The following is a 20,152-nucleotide window of genomic DNA, read 5'->3' on the forward strand; positions in this document are numbered from 1 at the left end:
GTTCGGACGCGGTCGGGTAACACAGGTCACAGGTCCGCTCCAACGGCGGTTGATCGGGCCGGAGCTGTCCTCGCGGACTCGTAGACTCGCTGCGTGGACACGACCCTTCAGGACCCGCTGGTCGGGCAGGTGCTCGACGGCCGCTACCGCGTCGACGCGCGGATCGCCGTCGGCGGGATGGCCACGGTCTACCGGGCCCTGGACACCCGTCTCGACCGCATCCTCGCGCTCAAGGTGATGCATCCCTCGCTCGCCTCCGACGCCTCCTTCGTGGAGCGCTTCATCCGCGAGGCCAAGTCCGTCGCCCGGCTGGCCCACCCCAACGTCGTCCAGGTCTTCGACCAGGGCGCCGACGGGGCGTACGTCTACCTGGCGATGGAGTACATCGCGGGCTGCACCCTGCGCGACGTGCTGCGGGAGCGCGGGGCGCTCCAGGCGCGGGCGGCGCTGGACATCCTGGAGCCGGTGCTGGCCGCGCTGGGCGCCGCCCACCGGGCCGGGTTCGTGCACCGCGACATGAAGCCCGAGAACGTGCTGATCGGGGACGACGGCCGGGTCAAGGTCGCCGACTTCGGTCTGGTCCGCTCGGTGGACACGGTGACCAACAGCACGGGCACCGTGCTGGGCACGGTGTCGTACCTCGCCCCTGAGCAGATAGAGCACGGCACCGCGGACCCCCGCGTCGACGTGTACGCCTGCGGCATCCTGCTGTACGAGATGCTGACCGGTGAGAAGCCGCACGACGGCGACTCCCCCGCGATCGTCCTCTACAAGCACCTGCACGACGACGTGCCGCCGCCCTCGGCGGCCGTGCCCGGTCTGGCCCCCGCGCTGGACCAGCTGGTCGCGGCGGCGACCGCGCGTGAGCCCGGGGCCCGCCCGGCCGACGCGGTGGCGCTGTTCGCCCGGACCCGTGAGACGCGGGGCCGGCTCAGCGACGAGCAGCTCGACGCGATGCCCCCGCAGGCGCTCACCTCCGAGCACGACAACGCCGACGACCGCACCAGCGTCATCCCCCGCGCGCTCACCGTGCCGCGCCCCCTCCCGGTGAACGAGGACGACGGCACGGATCCGGTGAACCGGACCAGCCGTTTCCGCTCCCCGCCGCCGCTGCCGCCCCGCCGCCGCACGGCGCTGCGGCGCGGACCCGCGGCGATCGTCGTGGCCGTGCTGCTGGTGCTGGGCCTCGGCGCGGGCGTCTGGTACATCAACTCCGGGCAGTTCACCAAGGTCCCGCCGCTGCTGTCGAAGACCGAGCAGGAGGCCCGGGACCGGCTCGCCGAAGCCGGCCTCGACGTCGGTGAGGTCAAGGAGCGGTACAGCGACTCCGTCGAGCGGGGCAAGGTGATCAGCACCGACCCGGCGGCGGGCGCCCGTGTGCGCGGCAGCGCCTCGGTGTCGCTGACCCTGTCCAAGGGGCCGCAGACCGTGCGGGTGCCCGACCTGGACGGCTATCCGCTGGACAAGGCGCGCTCGCTGCTGGACGACGAGGGCCTGGAGCCGGGCATGGTCACCCGCGAGTTCAGCGACTCCGTGCCCAAGGACGCGGTGGTCTCCACCGAGCCGGGCAAGGGCACCAAGGTCCGCGCGGGCTCGGCGGTGAAGCTGACCGTGAGCAAGGGCAGCCCCGTGGACCTGCCCGACGTGACCGGTGACGACCCCGAGGACGCGCGCGCCGAGCTGGAGGAGGCCGGGCTGAAGGTGGAGATCGCCACCGAGCGGGTCAACTCCGAGCACGACGCGGGCAAGGTGGCCCGGCAGACCCCGGGTGCCGGCGGGCAGGCCGCGGAGGGCGACACCGTCACCCTCACACTGTCCAAGGGCCCGGAGATGGTCGAGGTGCCGGACGTCGTCGGTGACAGCGTGGACGAGGCCCGGGAGAAGCTGGAGGGCGCCGGGTTCGGGGTGAAGGAGGACCGCGGTCTGCTGGGCCTGTTCGGCGACACCGTCAAGGACCAGTCGGTGGACGGCGGCGAGACCGCGCCCAAGGGCTCGACGATCACCCTCAGGATCAGGTGACGGAGGGGGCCGTCCGGGTGACGCGCGCGTCCGTGCCACCCTTGACGGGTGAAGAGTCACCCGTCCGGCCCCGCCCGTAACCCGATCGGCAGTCACGTCCCCGTGGCCGGCGGTCTGCATTCCGTCGGCCTGTCCTACGCCCGTGACCTGGGGGCGGAGACCGTGCAGGTCTTCGTCGCCAACCCGCGCGGCTGGGCCACCCCGGCCGGCAACCCCGTGCAGGACGAGGCGTTCCGCGCGGCCTGCGCCGAGGCGTCCATGCCCGCGTACGTGCACGCCCCGTACCTGATCAACTTCGGGTCCCACACCCCGGCGACCGTCGAGCGGTCGGTGGAGTCGCTGCGGCACTCGCTGCGGCGCGGCCGGGCGATCGGCGCGCTCGGCGTGGTGGTGCACACCGGCAGCGCGACCGGCGGACGGGAACGGGCGGTGGCGCTGGAGCAGGTGCGGGAGCACATGCTGCCGCTGCTGGACGAGCTGACGCGCGACGACGACCCGTTCCTGCTGCTGGAGCCGACCGCGGGCCAGGGCGCCTCGCTGTGTTCCCTGGTGGAGGACCTGGGCCCGTACTTCGCGGCGCTGGACGCCCACCCGAGGCTCGGGGTGTGCCTGGACACCTGCCACGTCTTCGCGGCCGGGCACGACCTGGCCGGGCCGGGCGGCGCGCACCGGACGCTGGACGAGCTGGTGGCGACGGTCGGCGAGGGGCGGCTGAGGCTGATCCACGCCAACGACTCGATGGACGTGGCCGGCGCGCACAAGGACCGGCACGCCGGCATCGGCGCCGGGCACATCGGCGAGGACCCGTTCCGGGAGCTGATGACGCACCCGGCGACGGCGGGCGTGCCGCTGGTCATCGAGACACCGGGCGGCAAGGAGGGGCACGCGGCGGACGTGGAGCGGCTGAAGAAGCTCCGCGACGGCTGAGCCGTACGCGCGGCCGTCGCACGCGCGGCCGTCGTACGAGGTCAGAGCTCGGGGCCGTCCCCGGGCTCCTCCTGGTAGGAGTAGCGCTGTTCCTTCCAGGGGTCGCCGAGGTTGTGGTAGCCGCGCTCCTCCCAGAAGCCGCGGCGGTCGGTGGTCATGTACTCCACGCCGCGGACCCACTTGGGGCCCTTCCAGGCGTACAGGTGCGGCACGATCAGGCGCAGCGGGAAGCCGTGCTCGGCGGTGAGCAGTTCGCCGTCCTTGTGGGTGGCGAACAGGGAGCGGTCGGACGTGAAGTCGTCGAGCCGCAGGTTGGAGCTGAATCCGTACTCCGCCCACACCATCACATGGGTGACGTCGGGCGCGGGCGGGGCGATCTCCACGACGGTGCGGGCGGGGATCCCGCCCCACTCCGCGCCGATCATGCTGAACTTGGTGACGCAGTGCAGGTCGGCCTCGACGGTGGTGTACGGCAGCGCCGTGAACTCCTCGTGGGTCCAGCAGTGCTTCTCGCCGTCGGCGGTGGCGCCGAAGATCCGGAACTCCCAGCGCTCCGGGCGGAACTTGGGGACCGGCCCGTAGTGGGTGACCGGCCAGCCCTTCTGGAGCCGCTGCCCCGGCGGGAGCTGGAGATCCACCGCTCCTCGTGTCGCGCGCTCCCCCGATTCGCGTTCCGCCGGCTGACCCATGTCTCCATCCTGACAGACCGGTGGCCATGCTCCTGAACCGGGCCCCGCAGATTCGGTCAATCATCCTCAAAAAAGACCAAGTATGGGTTTACTTACTAAGCAGGTACTTACTGGACGATCTTCCGCGCCGGTGCAATCATGCGCGCGACCCGCTCATTTCCCCCCACGCGGAAGGAGCCCGTGCCATGCAGGGCGATCCCGAGGTCATCGAGTTCCTCAACGAGCAGCTGACCGCCGAGCTGACGGCGATCAACCAGTACTTCCTGCACTCCAAGCTCCAGGACCACAAGGGCTGGTACAAGCTCGCCGAGTACACCCGCGCCGAGTCCTTCGACGAGATGCGCCACGCCGAGCTGCTCACGGACCGCATCCTGCTGCTCGACGGCCTGCCGAACTACCAGCGACTGTTCCACGTCCGCGTCGGGCAGACCGTCACCGAGATGTTCCAGGCCGACCGGGAGGTCGAGCTGGAGGCGATCGACCGGCTCCGCCGAGGGGTGGAGGTCATGCGCAACAAGAACGACATCACCTCCGCCAACATCTTCGAGGCGATCCTGGCCGACGAGGAGCACCACGTCGACTACCTGGACACCCAGCTGGAGCTGATCGACAAGCTGGGTGAGGCGCTGTACCTGTCGACGGTCATCGAGCAGTCCCAGCCGGACCCCTCGGGCCCCGGGACACACGGCTTCAAGACGCCCTGAACGACAGCGGGAGACCGCCTACGCGGCTTCCTTGGCCTCCGCCACGAGCGGCTGCTCGCCCTGGTCGACGAGCTGCCGCCGAGGGCAGGCACCGCGGCCGAGCAGCGCCTGGATGCGCCGGACGCAGCCGCCGCAGTCGGTGCCGGCCTTGCAGGCGGAGGCGATCTGCCGGGGCGTGCAGGCGCCGGCGTCCGCGTGGCTCTTCACCTGTTCCTCGGTCACGCCGAAGCAGCTGCAGACGAACACGCGGGTCACCTCCCGACGGAGTACAGGGTCGTGCCGTACCGACCCTCCGTCGGTGAGGCAAACCTAACCTTACCTGCGCCCTCGAAGGGCACGAAAGAGGGGTGGGGCGTGATCCGGTGTGAAACACGCCCCACCCCTGACGGCCGGCGACCGGCCGTGCCGGTCACTGGTCCCGGTACATCTCCGCGACCAGGAAGGCCAGGTCGAGCGACTGGCTGCGGTTCAGCCGCGGGTCGCACGCCGTCTCGTAGCGCTGGTGCAGGTCGTCGACGAAGATCTCGTCGCCGCCGCCCACGCACTCGGTGACGTCGTCACCCGTGAGCTCCACGTGGATGCCGCCCGGATGGGTGCCGAGCTCCTTGTGGACCTCGAAGAAGCCCTTCACCTCGTCCAGCACGTCGTCGAAGCGGCGGGTCTTGTGCCCGGAGGCCGCCTCGAAGGTGTTGCCGTGCATCGGGTCGGTCACCCACGCCACGGTCGCGCCGGACGCGGTCACCTTCTCGACCAGCTCGGGGAGCTTGTCGCGGATCTTGTCCGCGCCCATCCGGACGATGAACGTGAGCCGTCCGGGCTCCCGCTCCGGGTCGAGGCGGTCGATGTACCGCAGCGCCTCCTCGGCCGTCGTGCTCGGGCCGAGCTTGATGCCGATGGGGTTGCGGATCCGCGAGGCGAACTCGATGTGCGCGTGGTCCAGCTGCCGGGTGCGCTCACCGATCCACACCATGTGCGCGGACACGTCGTACAGCTGTCCCGTGCGGGAGTCGACCCGGGTGAGGGCCGACTCGTAGTCGAGCAGCAGCGCCTCGTGCGAGGAGAAGAACTCGACGGTCTTGAACTCCTCCGGCTCCGCGCCGCACGCCTGCATGAAGTTCAGCGCCTGGTCGATCTCGCGGGCCAGCTGCTCGTAGCGCTGGCCGGACGGGGACGACTTGACGAAGTCCTGGTTCCAGGCGTGCACCTGGCGCAGGTCGGCGTAACCGCCGGTGGTGAAGGCGCGCACCAGGTTCAGCGTGGAGGCCGACGCGTTGTACATCCGCTTCAGCCGCTCGGGGTCCGGGACCCGGGCCTCCTCGGTGAAGCCGAAGCCGTTCACCGAGTCGCCGCGGTACGTCGGCAGCGTCACGCCGTCACGGGTCTCGGTCGGCTTGGAGCGCGGCTTGGAGTACTGGCCGGCGATCCGTCCGACCTTCACCACGGGCACCGAGGCCGCGTAGGTGAGGACGGCGCCCATCTGGAGGAGCGTCTTGAGCTTGTTGCGGATGTGGTCCGCGGACACGGCGTCGAAGGCCTCGGCGCAGTCGCCGCCCTGGAGGAGGAACGCCTCTCCCTTGGCGACGGAGGCCATCCGGGCGCGCAGCTGGTCGCACTCGCCCGCGAAGACGAGCGGCGGATACGACTCGAGGTCCGCGATGACTGCGCGCAGAGCCTCGGGGTCGGGGTACTCGGGCTGCTGCGCCGCGGGCAGATCTCGCCAGGTGTTGCCAGCGCTCGCGCTGGTCTTAGCGTTCACGGTCACGGAACCCACATTACGGGGTCGGAACGGTCGTCCATCCCGACGCCCAACAAATGAGACAGGGCCCGCACCGACGCGCGATGCGCTAGGGTCGGGGCCATGTTCGCGCACTCGACCCGCACCTGGTGGTGGACCGCTCATCCGGCGGCCCACTGACTGCGCGTACGCACCGACTTCGCGAAGGCCGCCCGAGGGGCGGCCTTCGGTGGTTTCCGGGGCCGTTCCTCACCGCTCATGACAGCGACGAAAACGAGGAACGCCCCATGGACCTGCTGGCCCGGCTCCCGCACGACGACCGCCCCTTCGCCCTGCTGCGCCGCCGCACCCCCGGCCACGACCACGACGTGGTGGAACTGCTCACCGGCCCCGTCGCCGCCCACGACCGCCTGGCCGACCTGCCCGACGAGGGACTGGCGCTGGTCCCCTTCCGGCAGATCCGCGAGCGCGGCTTCGACGTCCGCGACGACGGCACCCCGCTGCTGGTGCTGACCCCCGAGGAGCGCCACGAGATCCCGCTCACCGAGGCGCTCCGGGCGCTCCCCGCGCACGACGTGCGCGTCGAGGGCGGCGGCTTCGACGTCGGTGACGAGGAGTACGCGCGGATCGTCGGACGGGTCCTCGACGAGGAGATCGGGCGGGGCGAGGGCGCCAACTTCGTCATCCGCAGAACGTACGAGGGCGGGATCCCCGGGTTCGGGCGGGCCGACGCCCTCGCGCTGTTCCGGCGGCTGCTGGAGGGCGAGCGGGGCGCGTACTGGACGTTCGTCGTGCACACCGGCGACCGCACCCTGGTCGGGGCCAGCCCCGAGGTGCACGTACGGGCGTCGGGCGGGACGGTCGTGATGAACCCCATCAGCGGCACCTACCGCTACCCCGCCGAGGGCCCCACCCCCGAGCACCTGCTCCGCTTCCTCGCCGACGGCAAGGAGATCGAGGAGCTGTCGATGGTCGTCGACGAGGAGCTCAAGATGATGTGCACCGTCGGCGACATGGGCGGCGTGGTCGTCGGACCCCGGCTGAAGGAGATGGCGCACCTCGCGCACACCGAGTACGAGCTGCGCGGCCGGTCCTCCATGGACGTGCGCGACGTGCTGCGGGAGACCATGTTCGCGGCGACCGTCACCGGCTCGCCGGTGCAGAACGCCTGCCGGGTGATCGAACGCCACGAGGCCGGCGGACGCGGCTACTACGCGGGGGCGCTGGCCCTGATCGGCCGGGACGAGGGCGGGGCCCAGACGCTGGACTCCCCCATCCTGATCCGCACCGCCGACATCGACGCCACCGGGCGGCTGCGGGTGCCGGTCGGGGCGACCCTGGTACGCGGCTCGGACCCGGCGGGCGAGGTGGCGGAGACCCACGCCAAGGCCGCGGGGGTGCTGGCCGCGCTGGGGGTGCGTCCCGGGCGTCCGCGCACGGAGTCCGTACGTCCGAAGCTCGCGGACGACCCGCGGGTGCGGGCGGCGCTGGACGGGCGCCGGGCCGCGCTGGCGCCGTTCTGGCTGCGGATGCAGGAGCGATCCGACGCGCTGACCGGGCACGCGCTGGTCGTCGACGCGGAGGACACCTTCACCGCGATGCTCGCCCATGTGCTGGGGGCGGCCGGTTTCGAGGTGACCGTACGCCGCTACGACGAGCCCGGACTGCGGGACGCGGTGCTCGCGCACGAGGGCCCGCTGGTGCTGGGGCCCGGTCCGGGCGACCCCTCCGACACGGCCGACCCGAAGATGCGCTTCCTGCGCGCGCTGACCGCCGAGGTCGTCGCGGGCCACCGGCACCGCGTCCTCGGCGTCTGCCTCGGCCACGAGCTGCTGGCGGCCGAGCTGGGCCTGGACATCGTCCGCAAGGAGGTGCCCTACCAGGGCGCGCAGACGGAGATCGACCTGTTCGGGCGGCCGGAGACGGTCGGCTTCTACAACAGCTTCGTGGCGCACTGCGACGAGGACGCCGCACGGGAGCTGGCCGCGCACGGCGTCGAGGTGAGCCGCGCGGCGAACGGCGAGGTGCACGCGCTGCGGGGGCCCGGTTTCGCTGGCGTGCAGTTCCACCCCGAGTCGGTGCTCAGCCTGAACGGCGCGGCCGTGGTGCGGGAGCTGATGGGTCAGCTGCGCGGCACCAGCACGTTGCCGGAGCGGCGGCCGGCGGTGTAGTCGAGGACGTTGTCCACCGTCGTGGCGACGATCTGCGCGACGGCGTCCCGCGTGTAGTACGCCTGGTGGGAGGTGACCAGGACGTTCGGGAAGGTGACGAGGCGGGCCAGGGTGTCGTCGTCGACGGCCTCCAGGGACTTGTCGAGGAAGAACAGGCCCGCCTCCGCCTCGTACACGTCCAGGCCCACGCCGGCGAAGCGGCCGGCGCGCAGTTCGTCGACGAGGGCGGCGGTGTCGACGAGGCCGCCACGGCTGGAGTTCACCAGGATCGCGTCGTCCCGCATGGTCCTCAGGGCGGTCGCGTCGACGAGGTGCCGGGTGCCGGCCAGCAACGGGACGTGCAGGCTGACCAGGTCGGACTCGGCGAGCAGTTGCTCCTTGGGGACGTACGTCATGCCGAGCTCCCGGCAGGCGGGGTTCTCCGTGACGTCCCAGCCGAGCAGCCGCATGCCGAAGCCGTGGGCGATCCGGGCGAAGGCCTCGCCGATCTTCCCGGTGCCGAGCACGCCGGCGGTGCGGCCGTGCAGGTCGCGGCCCATCAGCCCGTCGAGCCGGAAGTCGAAGTCACGGGTGCGGGTGGAGGCGCGGACGATGCGGCGGTTCACCGCCATGGCGAGGGTCCAGGCGAACTCGGCGACGGAGTACGGGGAGTAGGAGGAGACGCGGGCGACGGTCAGGCCGAGGCGTTCCGCGACGTCGAGGTCGACGTTGTTGAAGCCGGTGGAGCGCTGGGCGACCATCCGGGTGCCGCCGGCGGCGAGGTTCGACAGGACGTCGGCGCCGAGGTCGCAGTTGACGCTGGTGGAGATGATCTCGTGGCCGGCGGCGATGGGGGCGGTGTCCGTGTTGAGGAAGACGTCGAGGGTGCGGGTGGGGTGATGGTCCGCGAAGGCTTGCTCGATGAGGGGCTTTTCGTCTGCCTGTACGCCGAAGGCGAGGATCTCCACGGGGCCCTCCGGGGGGTGTGCCGGTTTGCTTCCCTGGGGGAGCATACGGGGCCGTCGGTGAGCTTGACGTGGGCCGAAGGGCCCTCGGTGTCGGTGCGGGGCGGGGGGTGTGCGCAGCCCGGCGTTTCGCGGGGTGCCGCCGCGCCCACCCGTGCCGCCCTGCGGCACGACTGCCCGCGGCTGGGGCGGCGGCGGGTTGCTGTCAGCGGGCCGCGGCGGAAGCGCCCCTCAGGGACGCGGGGAACTGCGCGACCAGCCACGGACTGCCCGCGGCCAGGCGCTACCCGAAGAAGACCCCCACCTCCTCGTAGAGAGACGGCGGAACCGTCTTCAACTGGGCCGTCGCGTCCGCTATCGGGACGCGGACTATGTTCGTGCCGTCGAGGGCGACCATCTTCCCGAAGTCGCCGTCGCGGACGCAGTCGATGGCGTGCAGGCCGAAGCGGGTGGCGAGCCACCGGTCGAACGCGCTGGGCGTGCCACCCCGCTGCACGTGTCCCAGGACGGTGGTCCGCGCCTCCTTCCCCGTGCGTTTCTCGATCTGCTTGGCCAGCCATTCGCCGACCCCGGAGAGCCGGACGTGTCCGAAGGCGTCCAGGGACCGGTCCTTGAGGACCATGTCGCCGTCGCGCGGCACCGCGCCCTCGGCGACGACCACGATCGGGGCGTAGGAGGCGCGGAACCGTGAGGTGACCCAGGCGCAGACCTGGTCGACGTCGAAGGGGTGCTCCGGGAGGAGGATGACGTTGGCGCCGCCGGCCAGACCCGAGTGCAGGGCGATCCAGCCGGAGTGGCGTCCCATCACTTCGACGACCAGGACCCGCATGTGGGACTCGGCGGTGGTGTGCAGCCGGTCGATGGCCTCGGTGGCGATGCCGACGGCGGTGTCGAAGCCGAAGGTGTAGTCGGTGGCGGACAGGTCGTTGTCGATGGTCTTGGGCACGCCCACGCAGGGCATGCCGTACTCGTCGGCCAGGCGGGTGGCGACGCCGAGGGTGTCCTCGCCGCCGATGGTGATGAGCGCGTCCACGCCCAGCGCGGCGAGGTTGTCCTTGATCTTGCGGATGCCGTCGTCCTCGTTGAGCGGGTTGGTGCGCGAGGAGCCGAGGACGGTGCCGCCGCGCGGCAGGATGCCGCGGACCGCGGGGATGTCGAGGGGGACCGTGCGTCCTTCGAGGGGACCGCGCCAGCCGTCCCGGAATCCGGTGAACTCGTAGCCGTACTCCTGTACGCCCTTGCGGACGACGGCCCGGATGACGGCGTTGAGCCCGGGGCAGTCGCCGCCGCCGGTCAGTACTCCGACCCGCATGGAAGTGTCCCTTCGCCATGGTTGACGGAATGCCGTTCGTTCCCACCTGGCACGGTAAGGGTGATCGGGGTCACATCGACATGGCCGGGACGGTAAATCCCGGGACAGGACGGGGCGTTGGGGCGGCTACGCGTCGTCGAGGCCGCGCTCGATGGCGTACCGGACGAGCTCCACACGGTTGTGCAGCTGGAGTTTGCCGAGGGTGTTCTGGACGTGGTTCTGCACGGTGCGGTGGGAGATGACCAGCCGTTCGGCGATCTGCTTGTAGCTCAGTCCCTTGGCGACCAGGCGCAGCACCTCGGTCTCGCGCTCGGTCAGCCGGGGCGCCCTGGACTGCTCCGCGCCGCCGGCCGGGCCGGCCGGTTCGGAGGCGAGGCGGCGGTACTCGCCGAGGACCAGTCCGGCCAGGCCCGGGGTGAACACCGGGTCGCCGGTGGCCGTGCGGCGCACCGCGTCCCGCAGTTCCTCGGTGGAGGCGGACTTCAGCAGGTAGCCGGTGGCGCCGGACTTCACGGCCTCCAGGACGTCGGCGTGCTCGCCGCTGGCGGAGAGCACCAGGACGCGGACTGCGGGGTCGGCGGCGACGACCTCCTTGCACACCTGGACGCCGGGCTTGCCGGGCAGGTTCAGGTCGAGGACGAGGACGTCGGGGGCGGCGGCCTTGGCGCGGCGCACCGCCTGGTCGCCGTCGCCCGCGGTGGCGACGACCTCGAAGCCGGACTCGGACAGGTCGCGGGCGACGGCGTCCCGCCACATGGGGTGGTCGTCGACCACCATCACCCTGATCGGCGTCCCGGTGCCGACGGTCGTCCCGCTCATCGCTGTTCCGCCTTCCCCCGTGGGTCGTTCGTGTCCTGCCGGTGCCTGGGCACCCTGAGTTCGACCTCCGTGCCCTGGCCGGGCACCGAGATCACGTCGGCGCTGCCGCCGAGGTCGCCCAGCCGGCCACGGATGGACAGGGCGACCCCGAGCCGCCCCTCCCCCTCGGCCTGGGCGAGCCGTCCCTCGGGGATGCCGGGGCCGTCGTCGCGGACGGTGACGATCACCTCGTCCGGTTCGTCCTCGACCAGGATCCAGGCGCGGGCCTGCTCCCCCGCGTGCCGGCGGACGTTGTCCAGGGCGGCACCGACGGCGGCGGCCACCTCCCGCGCGGCGGCCGGGGGCAGCGTCACGGGCGCGCCGGGTTCGGCGAGACCGACCCGGGATCCGGCGTGCGGGGCGAGCAGGGACCGCAGGTCCACCGGCCCGTCGTCCGCCGGCTCGTCCTCCTCGACGGTCCGTACGACCGCTCCCAGGGCCGCGTCCTCGGAGGCCCGGGAGACGGGCACCAGGCCGCCGGAGACGAGGGTGCGCAGCGCGACCTCCTGCTCGCCGGCCATCCGGCCCAGTTCGGCGGCCTCGCCGCCGATCACCGCGCCGCGCCGCTGCACCATCGCCAGCACCTGGAGCACGCTGTCGTGGATGTCCCGGGCCAGGCGCTCCCGCTCGCGGGTGGCGGCCTCGATCTCCAGGGCGCGGGCGAGGGTGCGTTCGGAGGCACGGGCGACCTCGACGACGTAGCCGATGGCGATGGAGGCGACCCAGACGAGGACGACGTTGTGCACGGTGTCGCGGGCCGGGTTGCCGCGTTCGACCAGGTTGGCGACGGCGACGAGGGTGGAGGCGAGGGCCGCCCAGCGCCAGCCGCCCTTGACGGCGAAGGCGAGCACCGACCCGGCGGTCCAGATGGACGGCAGGGTGGGACCGCCCTCGTGGACCCGTTCGGCGGCGTCGGCGATCGGGGTGATCAGGATGCCGGTGACGGCGATGGTGAGGTCGACGGCGAGGAACGGCTTGGTGCAGGCGGCGGCGCTCGCGACCCTGGGCAGGGTGGCGAGGGTCCACACGCCGAGGACGGCGAAGTAGGCGACGGCGAGCCAGGGACGGGTGAACCCGTCGTGGGCGGCCGCGAACAGGCCGATCGCGTACACCATGGCGAGCAGCCGGTATCCGGCGAGGGCACGCCACAGCGGCTGCTCCACCGACATACGCATGACTCTGTCGCGCTGGGCCATGATCCCCCCACTCCCCCGGTGCGACCCGGTCGCGGCTACCGCTCGGAACGTCCCCCGGTCCGTCCCCGGTCCGCCTCTTCCATGGCCGCCTTCAGCTTCTCCGCCTGTTCCCTGTCCGCCCGGACGAGGGCGGCCTTCGCCGCCTTCTCCGCTTCCTTCTCCGCCTTGGCCGCCTCCGCGAGCTGCCGCTTCATGGCGGTGGCGTACATGTCGACGTACTCCTGGCCGGACAGCTTCATGATTTCGTACATGACCTCGTCCGTCACGGCGCGGAGCACGAAACGGTCGTGCTCCATGCCCTGGTAGCGGCTGAAGTCGAGGGGCTTGCCGATCCGGATACCGGGGCGCATCAGCTTGGGCATCACCTGCCCCGGGGGCTGGATCTTCTCCGTGTCGATCATGGCGACGGGGACGACCGGCGCCCCGGTGGCCAGCGCCACGCGGGCCAGACCGCCGGGCTTGCCGCGGTAGAGGCGGCCGTCGGGCGAGCGGGTGCCCTCGGGGTAGATCCCGAACAGCTCACCGCGCTCCAGCACCTCTATGCCGCTCTTGATCGCCGCCTCGCCCGCGCCGCGCGCCCCGGAGCGGTCCACGGGAAGCTGGCCCACGCCTTTGAAGAAGGCGGCCGTCAGCTTCCCCTTCACTCCGGGCGTGGTGAAGTACTCGGCCTTGGCGATGAAGGTGACCTTGCGGTCGAGCATCACCGGGAGGAAGAAGGAGTCGGAGAACGACAGGTGGTTGCTGGCCAGGATCGCGGGGCCCTCGGCGGGGACGTTCTCCAGGCCCTCCACCCAGGGCCTGAAGGCAAGCTTCAGCGGCGCTCCGATGGCGACCTTCATCGTGCCGTACAACAACCGAGTGCCTCCTGTGCGTGTTGGTCAGACCATATCCCGGAGCGCGCCCGAAGGCCCCGACGGCCCTGGTCGGTGTCAGTGCGGTCGCGTACGGTGAAGGTCCTGCAAACCGTGGCCGGCCCCGTGCCGGCCGTCATGACGTGCCGGACCTTCCCCGAGTCCCACGAACAGGAGGCCGAAGGTGCCGCTCCTGACCGGAGCCGAGCCGTTCCGTCACGAGGGCGGGGAGACCGCCGTCCTCCTCTGCCACGGCTTCACCGGCTCCCCCCAGTCGCTGCGCCCGTGGGCGGAGCATCTCGCCGAGCGCGGTCTGACGGTCTCGCTGCCGCTGCTGCCCGGGCACGGCACCCGCTGGCAGGATCTGGGGGTCACCGGCTGGCAGGACTGGTACGCGCAGGTGGAGCGCGAACTGCGGCTGCTGCGGGACCGCCGCGAGCGGGTGTTCGTGGCCGGGCTGTCGATGGGCGGCGCGCTGGCGCTGCGGCTGGCGGCGCGGCACGGCGACGCGGTGAGCGGGGTGATGGTCGTCAACCCGGCGAACAAGGTGCACGGGGTGGCGGCGCACGCCCTGCCCGTGCTCCGCCATCTCGTCCCGGCGACCAAGGGCATCGCGAGCGACATCGCCAAGCCGGTGAGCCGTGAGCTGGGCTACGACCGGGTGCCGCTGCACGCGGCGCACTCCCTGCGGAACTTCTTCCGGATCGTCGACGGCGAGCTGCCGCAGGTCACGCAGCCGCTGCTGCTGATGCGCAGCCCGCAGGACCATGTGGTCCCGCCCGCGGACGCGGCGCGGATCCTCGGCCGTGTGTCGTCCGTGGACGTGACGGAGATCCTGCTGGAACAGAGCTACCACGTGGCGACGTTGGACTACGACGCGGAGCGGATCTTCCGGGAGAGCACCGCGTTCATCGACCGGCTCGCACCCGGCGCCGTCAAGGAGCCCGGTCTCGGCAACGAAGGGACGACCGCAGGTGGCTGAGCACGACTCGGACCGTGAGGGCCGCGAGCCGGAGGAGAAGGGCGTCCCCTTCGACGAGGCCGCCGCCTGGGAGGCGATCGTCGCCGGGTTCGGCGAGGAGCCGAAGGACCCGCCGGGCGCCAAGCCGTTCAAGTCGGTGGAGGACCTGGCGCTGCTGGAGACCGAGACCAACGACGAGGACGGCGCCGGGACCAAGGCGCCGCCGCGCAAGACGGAGGAGGACGAGCCGGCCAGGCCGCTGGGCGGTTCCGTGTCCTTCGCCCCCGGGGTCGGCCCCCGCGACTACAGCGTGGCCGAGCCGGCGGAGGAGGACCTCGGCGGGAGCGACGAGGGGCACTTCGTGCCGCCGGAGCCGCCGCCGCTGCCGGAGGCGGACGTCACCTCCAAGTTCGCCTGGCTGGGAGTGCTGGGCGCCCCGGTGCTGCTCCTGCTGGCGATACTGCTGGGCTGGGAGATGACCTGGTGGCTGACCACCCTGTGCATCGGCGGTTTCCTGGGCGGCGCCGTCACACTGGTGACCCGGATGCGCACGGACGACGAGGACGACGACGACCCGGGCCGGGGCGCGGTGGTCTGAGGCCGGGCCAGGGCCTGTCCGACGGGCCTCAGGAAGCGGGGATCTTCAGGGCGGCCAGCACCGGCAGGTGGTCGGTGGCCGCCCTCAGGTCCGCCTCCGTCACCCCCGGCTGGTCGTGAGGCACCCCGCAGCCCAGCACCTCGACGCCCTTCGTGACGAACAGGGCGTCGATACGCTTGGGCGGGTCGCTGTGCGTCCAGGTGTGCTCGCCGCCCCAGGGCGCGGCGGTCCGGCAGTCGGTGAGGGTGCCGGCCAGCCGCCGGAAGGTGCGCCCGGCCGGCTCGTCGTTGAGGTCCCCGCCCGCGACGACGTGGTCGACGCCCATCCCGGCCACCCGGTCCAGCAGCATCCCGCCCTGCTCGTGGCGCTCGTCGGCACGCAGGGAGAGGTGACAGCTCAGCACCCCGAGCCGCGCCCCGCCGAACCGTACGACGGCGGTGGCGAAGCCGCGCCGGTGCTGCCCGGGGGTGAGCGGCAGCAGCACGTCCTCGGTACGTTCGACGGTGGCCCGCAGCGAGCACAGAAGGGCGGGCCCGGCGGCGGTGGCCCCGCCGGAGAGCGTCACCAGGCCGGAGTCGGAGGCGAGCCGGGCGAGCTTCTTGCGCCAGCGGAAGAACCGCGGCGCCTCCTGCAGCAGCACCAGGTCGGGTGCGCAGGCACCGATCACCCGGGCGAGGGCGGCGGTGTCGTCCTTCAGGGAGCGGATGTTGTAGCTGAGCACCCGGACGACGGCCGAGCCGTCGGCCTCGGTCCGGGATCCTGGCAGCAGCGGAGTCGTCGCCATGACGATCAAGATACGCCGGAAACGGCGACGCCCGCCGTCCCCCGGGGAGGGTCGGGCGGGCGTGGCCACATGCCGTCGCGCCGTCACATGATCGGGTCGGGCTCCCGGGCCAGGTCGGCCGCGCCGACCAGGCCGGCCTTGTTGCCGAGCTGGGCGCCGAGGACCTCGGCGACCGGGCGCCAGTTGCCGCCGACCAGCCAGCGTCGGTACGACTTGCGGATCGGGCCGAGGACCAGTTCACCCTCGTCGGAGAGGCCGCCGCCGACGATGAACGCGGAGGGGTCGAAGAGGGAGGCCAGGTCGGCGAGTCCGGCGCCGACCCAGCGGGCCAGCTCCCGGTAGGAGTCGACGGCCACCCGGTCGCCCTGGCGGGCGGCCATGGAGACGTGCTTGCCCTCGATGCCCTCGGGGGTGCCGTCACCGAGCGCGAGCAGGGTCTGGGCCTGGTCCGGGGTGGCGTTGGCGCGCTGCTTGGCGTACCGGACCAGGGCGCGGCCCGAGGCGTACTGCTCCCAGCAGCCCTGCGAGCCGCAGCCGCACAGCAGGCCGTCCGGCACCATGCGGATGTGGCCGAACTCGGCGGCCACGCCGAAGTGGCCGCGGCGCAGCTTGTTGCCGATGATCACGCCGCCGCCGAGGCCGGTGCCCAGGGTGATGCAGATGACGTTGCGGTGGCCCTTGCCCGCGCCGAACTTGTACTCGCCCCAGGCCGCGGCGTTGGCGTCGTTCTCCACGACGACCGGGAGGCCCACGCGGGCCTCGACCTTCTCCTTGAGCGGCTCGTTGCGCCAGAGGATGTTGGGGGCGAAGTAGACCTCGGAGCGCTGGCGGTTGACGTATCCGGCCGCGCCGATGCCCACGCCGACGATGTCGTGTCCGGCGCGTGCTCCTTCCACCGCGGAGGCGATGGCGTCCACGATCTCCTCGGGCGTGCCCGGGGTCGGCACCTTGTGGGTCGAGAGGATGGCGCCTTCCTCGTCGACCACGCCGGCCGCGATCTTGGTGCCGCCGATGTCGACGCCGATGGTGAGTCCCATGAATCCCTCAGTTCCGGTCGAGCCCCGCTACGCCAACGGTACCCGAGGCGACGGGCTCGCCGTCCCTGTGTCCGCAGGCCGGGCGGCCCGGCGGGGATCATGGGCGCCCCGCCGGTGACCGGTGCCGCCGGGGTCAGTCCAGGTCGATGCGCTCGCCGGGACCGGTGCCGGGATCGTCACCGGGGTCGCGGCGCTCGTCGGGGTCGCGCGGGGCGGTGTCGCGCGCCGTCCAGCGGCGTTCCTGGTCCTGCACGGCGGAGCGGTAGGCGGCGAGCAGTTCGCCGCCCGCCGCGGCGAGGTGGTCGAACACGTCGGGGTTGCGCTCGATGACCGGTTCGACGGCGGCCTTGGCCTGCTGGACGACCTGGCGGACGACCTGCTGGGCGGCGGGTCCGGCGACCGCGCCGAGCAGCGGGGACTGCAGCCCGGAGAGCTTGTCCGCGACGGCGTCGACCAGCTTGCGCAGTTCCTCGGCGGCGGAGCCGGGGGGCGGGCCGTAGCGGGCGCGGCGGCGGGCCCGTTCCTCTTCGAGGTCCTCGGCGGCCGCGGTCGCCCAGGCGTCGGCGTGGGCCTCGGCACGGTCCGCGCGGGCGTCGTCCACCGGCGTGCCGACGGTGTCGTCCTTGGCCTGGTTCGCGGCGTCGTCGGGCGGTGGGAGCTGTTCGCTCATGACGGACTCCTTGACTGCGGGTGGCCCCCTCGACGGTACCCGAACGGCCGTCGCCGCTTCACCGGGTGCGCGGCCAGAGCGCCGGATCGGGCCGGAACCTGACGCGCAGCTCGCCCTCGCGCAGGGCGGCGCCGTCGACGGTGCAGCGGCGCAGCGCGGAGGGCAGCGGGACGACGCGGCGGAACGGCTCGGCGGTGACGACCAGTTCGTCACCGCGCCGGACGAGGTCGAGGGCGTCCCGGCGGGCGCCGGGCAGCGGCACGTGCCAGATCAGGACGCCGTCCTCGGCGAGCCGGTCGGTGACCGGCCACTCGGCGGTGCCGGTGGCCGTGGGGGCGGCGGGCACGACCGGTACGGCGAGCACGGCGAGGTCGTCGGCGCCGCGCGGGTCGCGGCCGAGGTGGGCGACCGGGTGGACGTCGTGTTCCTCGCGCCACTCCTCCAGGGTCTTGCGCTGCTGGGCGACGGGTCCGGCCAGCCAGCTGTCGGCGTCGCTCTCCGGCAGGACGCGGTTGGCGATCACGGCGTCCAGGCGCAGTCCGCGCAGGGCGACGCCGAGGGCGGCGGTGCGCAGGGCGTCGGCGCCCGCCGGGCCCGGTTCGGCGACCAGGCGTACGGCGGTGCCGCGGTCGGCGAGGAGGGCCTCGACGGCGGCGAGCTGGAGGTCGAGGCGGGTGGCCGTCTCGTAGATCCACTCGGCGGGCATCGGGACGCCGGCGAGCCGGCCGAGCACCGGGCGCAGGGCGCGGGCGGCCTGCCGTTCGGGCGGCAGGAGGCGGTGCAGCGCGCGGCGCAGTTCGTCGGGGAGCGCGAGGAGCGAGATCGCCCGGGGGGTGGCGGGGAGGTCGACGACGAGGAGGTCGTAGCTCTCCTCGTCGCGTGCGGCGTCCCGCAGGGCGCGCAGGACGGCGAGTTCCTCGGCGCCGGGCAGCGGGCTGGTCTCCTCCGGGACCAGCCGGGAGGCGCCGAGCAGGTCCAGGGCGCCGCCCGCGCGGTCCTGGAGGGCCGCGAGGTCGGCCCGGAAGCCCGCGTCGGGGTCGGTCCGGCGCACGGTGAGTCCGGGTACGTCCCGGTCGCCGAGGACCGGTCCGAGGGTGTCCGTGCGGTCGGTGCCGAGCAGCAGGGTGCGGGCGCCTGAGCGGGCGGCGGCGAGCGCGGTGGCGGCCGCGGTCGTGGTGCGTCCGCTGCCGCCGGGGCCCGTGATCAGGAGGGTGCGCATGGGGGTGAACGGTAACGGACGCGGGGCGGGGGCGGGTCCGCGTGCCCGCGCTCGCGGGACGCCTGCCCCGTCGCCCGCCTGTGCCGCCCCGGCGGCTACGGGTGGGACTCGACGCGCTTCTTCAGGCCCGCGAGGGCACGGTCGATGATGACCTTCTCGGCCTTGCGCTTGATCATGCCGAGCATGGGGATCTTGACGTCGACGGTCAGCCGGTAGGTGACCTCGGTGCCGGCACCTGCCGGGGTGAGGACGTAGGAGCCGTCGAGGGAGCGCAGCATCTGCGACTTCACCAGCGTCCAGGAGACCTCGTGCGGACCGCTCCAGGTGTACGCCAGGGTCTGGTCGTCCTTGATCGCGCCGGCGTCCATGACCAGGCGCACCTGCTCGGCGCGGCCCTCGGCGTCGGTCCTGAGGACCTCCGCCTCCTTCACCTCACCCGTCCAGTCGGGGTAGCGGGCGAAGTCGGCGATCACCCCCATCACGTCGGCCGGTGCCGCCTCGATGGTGATGCTCGAGCTGGTGTGTTCCGCCATCGCCGTGGCTCCTCCAGATGCGGGCCGGTAGGTCGTCCTCGCCGTGCGCGCGGTGACGCGGCGCACACGCGTGCAGCGAAGGCTACCGCGCGCCGCACCGGCCGAACTCACCCGACCTGGGGCGACCGCCTCCGGCCGGTCCTCAGAACTCCAGCGCCCAGGGCCGTCCGGTGCTCGCGAAGTGCCCCACGTTCACGCATTCGGTGGCGCCGATCCTCATCCGCCGCACCAGCGGCTGGTGGACGTGGCCGAACAGCGCGTAGCGGGGGCGGGTGCGGCGTATCGCCTCCAGCAGCGCCGTGCTGCCGCGTTCGAAGCGGCGGGCGACGGTGTCGTAGACCAGCTCGGGGACCTCCGGCGGGATGTGCGTGCACAGCACGTCGACCTCGCCGACGGCCTCGATCTTCGCCGCGTACTCCTCGTCGTCGATCTCGTAGGGCGTGCGCATCGGGGTGCGCAGGCCGCCGCCGACGAAGCCGAAGGTCCAGCCGCCGATCTCCACCCGCTGCCCGTCGAGCACGGTGGTGCCGGGGACGGCGTACTCCGCCCACAGGGGCGGCACGTCGACGTTGCCGTAGGTGGCGTACGTCGGGGTGGGGAAGGCGGCGAACAGCTCGGCGTACTGCTTGCGCACCGCCGTCTCGATCGCCGTGGCACGGTCGACGCCGATGCCTGCCCACAGGCCGCGCTGGAACTCGCGTGCCTCCTCGAAGCGCCGCGCGGTGCGCAGCTCCACGATGCGGTGGGCGTTCTCCGTGCCGAACAGGTCGGGGAAGATGCCGCGGGAGTGGTCCGCGTAGTCGAGGAACAGCACCAGGTCACCGAGGCAGACCAGGGCGTCGGCGCCGTCCTTGGCGCGGGCCAGGCCGCTCGCGTTGCCGTGTACGTCGCTGACCACGTGGACGCGGGTGCGCCGGTCTCCGCCGGGTGTGGGTGCCATGGTG

Annotated in this window: 21 protein-coding genes; 7 read left to right on the forward strand and 14 right to left on the reverse strand. The window is 72.7% G+C overall.

The features are described 5' to 3' along the window. Window positions 1-93 precede the first annotated feature (93 nt). Window positions 94-2,019 carry a Stk1 family PASTA domain-containing Ser/Thr kinase gene (pknB, locus tag B100_RS0100865; protein ID WP_024882584.1) on the forward strand — a complete coding sequence of 642 codons (1,926 nt, stop codon included), beginning with the start codon at window positions 94-96 and terminating at the stop codon, window positions 2,017-2,019. 48 nt (window positions 2,020-2,067) lie between these two features. Then, window positions 2,068-2,946 carry a deoxyribonuclease IV gene (locus B100_RS0100870; RefSeq protein ID WP_024882585.1) on the forward strand — a complete coding sequence of 293 codons (879 nt, stop codon included), beginning with the start codon at window positions 2,068-2,070 and terminating at the stop codon, window positions 2,944-2,946. Between the two features lie 41 nt (window positions 2,947-2,987). Here the strand turns inward: B100_RS0100870 and B100_RS0100875 are convergent, their stop codons facing one another. Beyond that, window positions 2,988-3,635 carry a sulfite oxidase-like oxidoreductase gene (locus B100_RS0100875; RefSeq protein WP_024882586.1) on the reverse strand — a complete coding sequence of 216 codons (648 nt, stop codon included), beginning with the start codon at window positions 3,633-3,635 and terminating at the stop codon, window positions 2,988-2,990. Window positions 3,636-3,820: 185 nt separating this feature from the next. On the opposite strand from B100_RS0100875, the gene bfr reads away from it, so the two are divergent. Next, window positions 3,821-4,339: a bacterioferritin gene (gene bfr, locus B100_RS0100880; RefSeq protein WP_024882587.1), complete on the forward strand. Its 519-nt coding sequence runs from the start codon at window positions 3,821-3,823 to the stop codon at window positions 4,337-4,339. A gap of 18 nt (window positions 4,340-4,357) precedes the next feature. Here the strand turns inward: bfr and B100_RS0100885 are convergent, their stop codons facing one another. Together B100_RS0100885 and B100_RS0100890 are read right to left on the reverse strand one after the other, a co-directional pair. Next, complete coding sequence (locus tag B100_RS0100885) at window positions 4,358-4,594, reverse strand: (2Fe-2S)-binding protein (RefSeq protein WP_024882588.1); 237 nt, start codon at window positions 4,592-4,594, stop codon at window positions 4,358-4,360. 154 nt (window positions 4,595-4,748) lie between these two features. Next, window positions 4,749-6,101, reverse strand: coding sequence for a class II 3-deoxy-7-phosphoheptulonate synthase (locus tag B100_RS0100890; RefSeq protein WP_024882589.1), 1,353 nt, complete (start codon window positions 6,099-6,101; stop codon window positions 4,749-4,751). A 96-nt stretch (window positions 6,102-6,197) separates the two neighbouring features. Between B100_RS0100890 and B100_RS35115 the strand changes: the two genes are divergently transcribed. Next, complete coding sequence (locus tag B100_RS35115; protein ID WP_078493144.1) at window positions 6,198-6,254, forward strand: trp operon leader peptide; 57 nt, start codon at window positions 6,198-6,200, stop codon at window positions 6,252-6,254. Window positions 6,255-6,361: 107 nt separating this feature from the next. Then, on the forward strand, window positions 6,362-8,245 hold the full coding sequence (locus B100_RS0100895; protein WP_024882590.1) for an anthranilate synthase family protein: 1,884 nt from the start codon (window positions 6,362-6,364) through the stop codon (window positions 8,243-8,245). Here the strand turns inward: B100_RS0100895 and B100_RS0100900 are convergent. From B100_RS0100900 to B100_RS0100920, 5 genes are all read right to left on the reverse strand, one after another. Beyond that, window positions 8,197-9,192, reverse strand: a complete 996-nt coding sequence (locus B100_RS0100900; protein WP_024882591.1) for a 2-hydroxyacid dehydrogenase — start codon at window positions 9,190-9,192, stop codon at window positions 8,197-8,199. The two genes, B100_RS0100895 and B100_RS0100900, sit on opposite strands and share 49 nt — an antisense overlap. 280 nt (window positions 9,193-9,472) lie before the next feature. Further along, the gene (locus B100_RS0100905; RefSeq protein WP_024882592.1) at window positions 9,473-10,501 is read right to left on the reverse strand and encodes a 6-phosphofructokinase; all 1,029 of its coding nucleotides are present in this window, start codon (window positions 10,499-10,501) and stop codon (window positions 9,473-9,475) included. Window positions 10,502-10,627: 126 nt separating this feature from the next. Beyond that, complete coding sequence (locus tag B100_RS0100910) at window positions 10,628-11,320, reverse strand: response regulator transcription factor (protein ID WP_024882593.1); 693 nt, start codon at window positions 11,318-11,320, stop codon at window positions 10,628-10,630. Further along, window positions 11,317-12,555 (reverse strand): MacS family sensor histidine kinase, encoded by a 1,239-nt coding sequence (gene macS, locus B100_RS0100915; RefSeq protein ID WP_024882594.1) that lies wholly within the window; start codon window positions 12,553-12,555, stop codon window positions 11,317-11,319. Before macS ends, B100_RS0100910 begins: the two co-directional genes overlap by 4 nt. A gap of 35 nt (window positions 12,556-12,590) precedes the next feature. Next, complete coding sequence (locus tag B100_RS0100920; RefSeq protein WP_024882595.1) at window positions 12,591-13,394, reverse strand: lysophospholipid acyltransferase family protein; 804 nt, start codon at window positions 13,392-13,394, stop codon at window positions 12,591-12,593. A 196-nt stretch (window positions 13,395-13,590) separates the two neighbouring features. Between B100_RS0100920 and B100_RS0100925 the strand changes: the two genes are divergently transcribed. Continuing rightward, complete coding sequence (locus tag B100_RS0100925; RefSeq protein WP_024882596.1) at window positions 13,591-14,388, forward strand: alpha/beta fold hydrolase; 798 nt, start codon at window positions 13,591-13,593, stop codon at window positions 14,386-14,388. After that, window positions 14,381-14,965: a hypothetical protein gene (locus tag B100_RS0100930; protein ID WP_024882597.1), complete on the forward strand. Its 585-nt coding sequence runs from the start codon at window positions 14,381-14,383 to the stop codon at window positions 14,963-14,965. The genes B100_RS0100925 and B100_RS0100930 overlap by 8 nt, the downstream gene beginning before the upstream one ends. Window positions 14,966-14,993: 28 nt before the next feature. Here B100_RS0100930 and B100_RS0100935 read toward each other — a convergent pair whose 3' ends face one another. The 6 genes from B100_RS0100935 to B100_RS0100960 form a co-directional block, all read right to left on the reverse strand. Beyond that, on the reverse strand, window positions 14,994-15,749 hold the full coding sequence (locus tag B100_RS0100935; RefSeq protein ID WP_024882598.1) for an endonuclease/exonuclease/phosphatase family protein: 756 nt from the start codon (window positions 15,747-15,749) through the stop codon (window positions 14,994-14,996). Window positions 15,750-15,832: 83 nt separating this feature from the next. Further along, window positions 15,833-16,786 (reverse strand): ROK family glucokinase, encoded by a 954-nt coding sequence (locus tag B100_RS0100940; RefSeq protein WP_024882599.1) that lies wholly within the window; start codon window positions 16,784-16,786, stop codon window positions 15,833-15,835. A 133-nt stretch (window positions 16,787-16,919) separates the two neighbouring features. Next, window positions 16,920-17,456, reverse strand: coding sequence for a DUF5304 domain-containing protein (locus B100_RS0100945; protein ID WP_024882600.1), 537 nt, complete (start codon window positions 17,454-17,456; stop codon window positions 16,920-16,922). Window positions 17,457-17,514: 58 nt separating this feature from the next. After that, window positions 17,515-18,675, reverse strand: a complete 1,161-nt coding sequence (locus tag B100_RS0100950) for an ArsA-related P-loop ATPase (protein ID WP_024882601.1) — start codon at window positions 18,673-18,675, stop codon at window positions 17,515-17,517. A 95-nt stretch (window positions 18,676-18,770) separates the two neighbouring features. Continuing rightward, complete coding sequence (locus B100_RS0100955) at window positions 18,771-19,208, reverse strand: SRPBCC family protein (protein WP_024882602.1); 438 nt, start codon at window positions 19,206-19,208, stop codon at window positions 18,771-18,773. 142 nt (window positions 19,209-19,350) lie between these two features. After that, on the reverse strand, window positions 19,351-20,148 hold the full coding sequence (locus B100_RS0100960) for a metallophosphoesterase (protein ID WP_024882603.1): 798 nt from the start codon (window positions 20,146-20,148) through the stop codon (window positions 19,351-19,353). Window positions 20,149-20,152 lie beyond the last annotated feature (4 nt).

It is taken from the genome of Streptomyces sp. CNH189 (assembly GCF_000527195.1).

Coding starts and splice junctions, on each gene's coding strand:
- B100_RS0100940 (WP_024882599.1), bottom strand. CDS start 16,786: ATGGGACTCACCATCGGCGTCGACATCGGCGGCACCAAGATCGCGGCC.
- B100_RS0100895 (WP_024882590.1), top strand. CDS start 6,362: ATGGACCTGCTGGCCCGGCTCCCGCACGACGACCGCCCCTTCGCCCTG.
- B100_RS0100950 (WP_024882601.1), bottom strand. CDS start 18,675: ATGCGCACCCTCCTGATCACGGGCCCCGGCGGCAGCGGACGCACCACG.
- B100_RS0100960 (WP_024882603.1), bottom strand. CDS start 20,148: ATGGCACCCACACCCGGCGGAGACCGGCGCACCCGCGTCCACGTGGTC.
- B100_RS0100945 (WP_024882600.1), bottom strand. CDS start 17,456: ATGAGCGAACAGCTCCCACCGCCCGACGACGCCGCGAACCAGGCCAAG.
- B100_RS0100875 (WP_024882586.1), bottom strand. CDS start 3,635: ATGGGTCAGCCGGCGGAACGCGAATCGGGGGAGCGCGCGACACGAGGA.
- B100_RS0100920 (WP_024882595.1), bottom strand. CDS start 13,394: ATGAAGGTCGCCATCGGAGCGCCGCTGAAGCTTGCCTTCAGGCCCTGG.
- B100_RS0100935 (WP_024882598.1), bottom strand. CDS start 15,749: ATGGCGACGACTCCGCTGCTGCCAGGATCCCGGACCGAGGCCGACGGC.
- B100_RS0100910 (WP_024882593.1), bottom strand. CDS start 11,320: ATGAGCGGGACGACCGTCGGCACCGGGACGCCGATCAGGGTGATGGTG.
- B100_RS0100955 (WP_024882602.1), bottom strand. CDS start 19,208: ATGGCGGAACACACCAGCTCGAGCATCACCATCGAGGCGGCACCGGCC.
- B100_RS0100905 (WP_024882592.1), bottom strand. CDS start 10,501: ATGCGGGTCGGAGTACTGACCGGCGGCGGCGACTGCCCCGGGCTCAAC.
- bfr (WP_024882587.1), top strand. CDS start 3,821: ATGCAGGGCGATCCCGAGGTCATCGAGTTCCTCAACGAGCAGCTGACC.
- macS (WP_024882594.1), bottom strand. CDS start 12,555: ATGGCCCAGCGCGACAGAGTCATGCGTATGTCGGTGGAGCAGCCGCTG.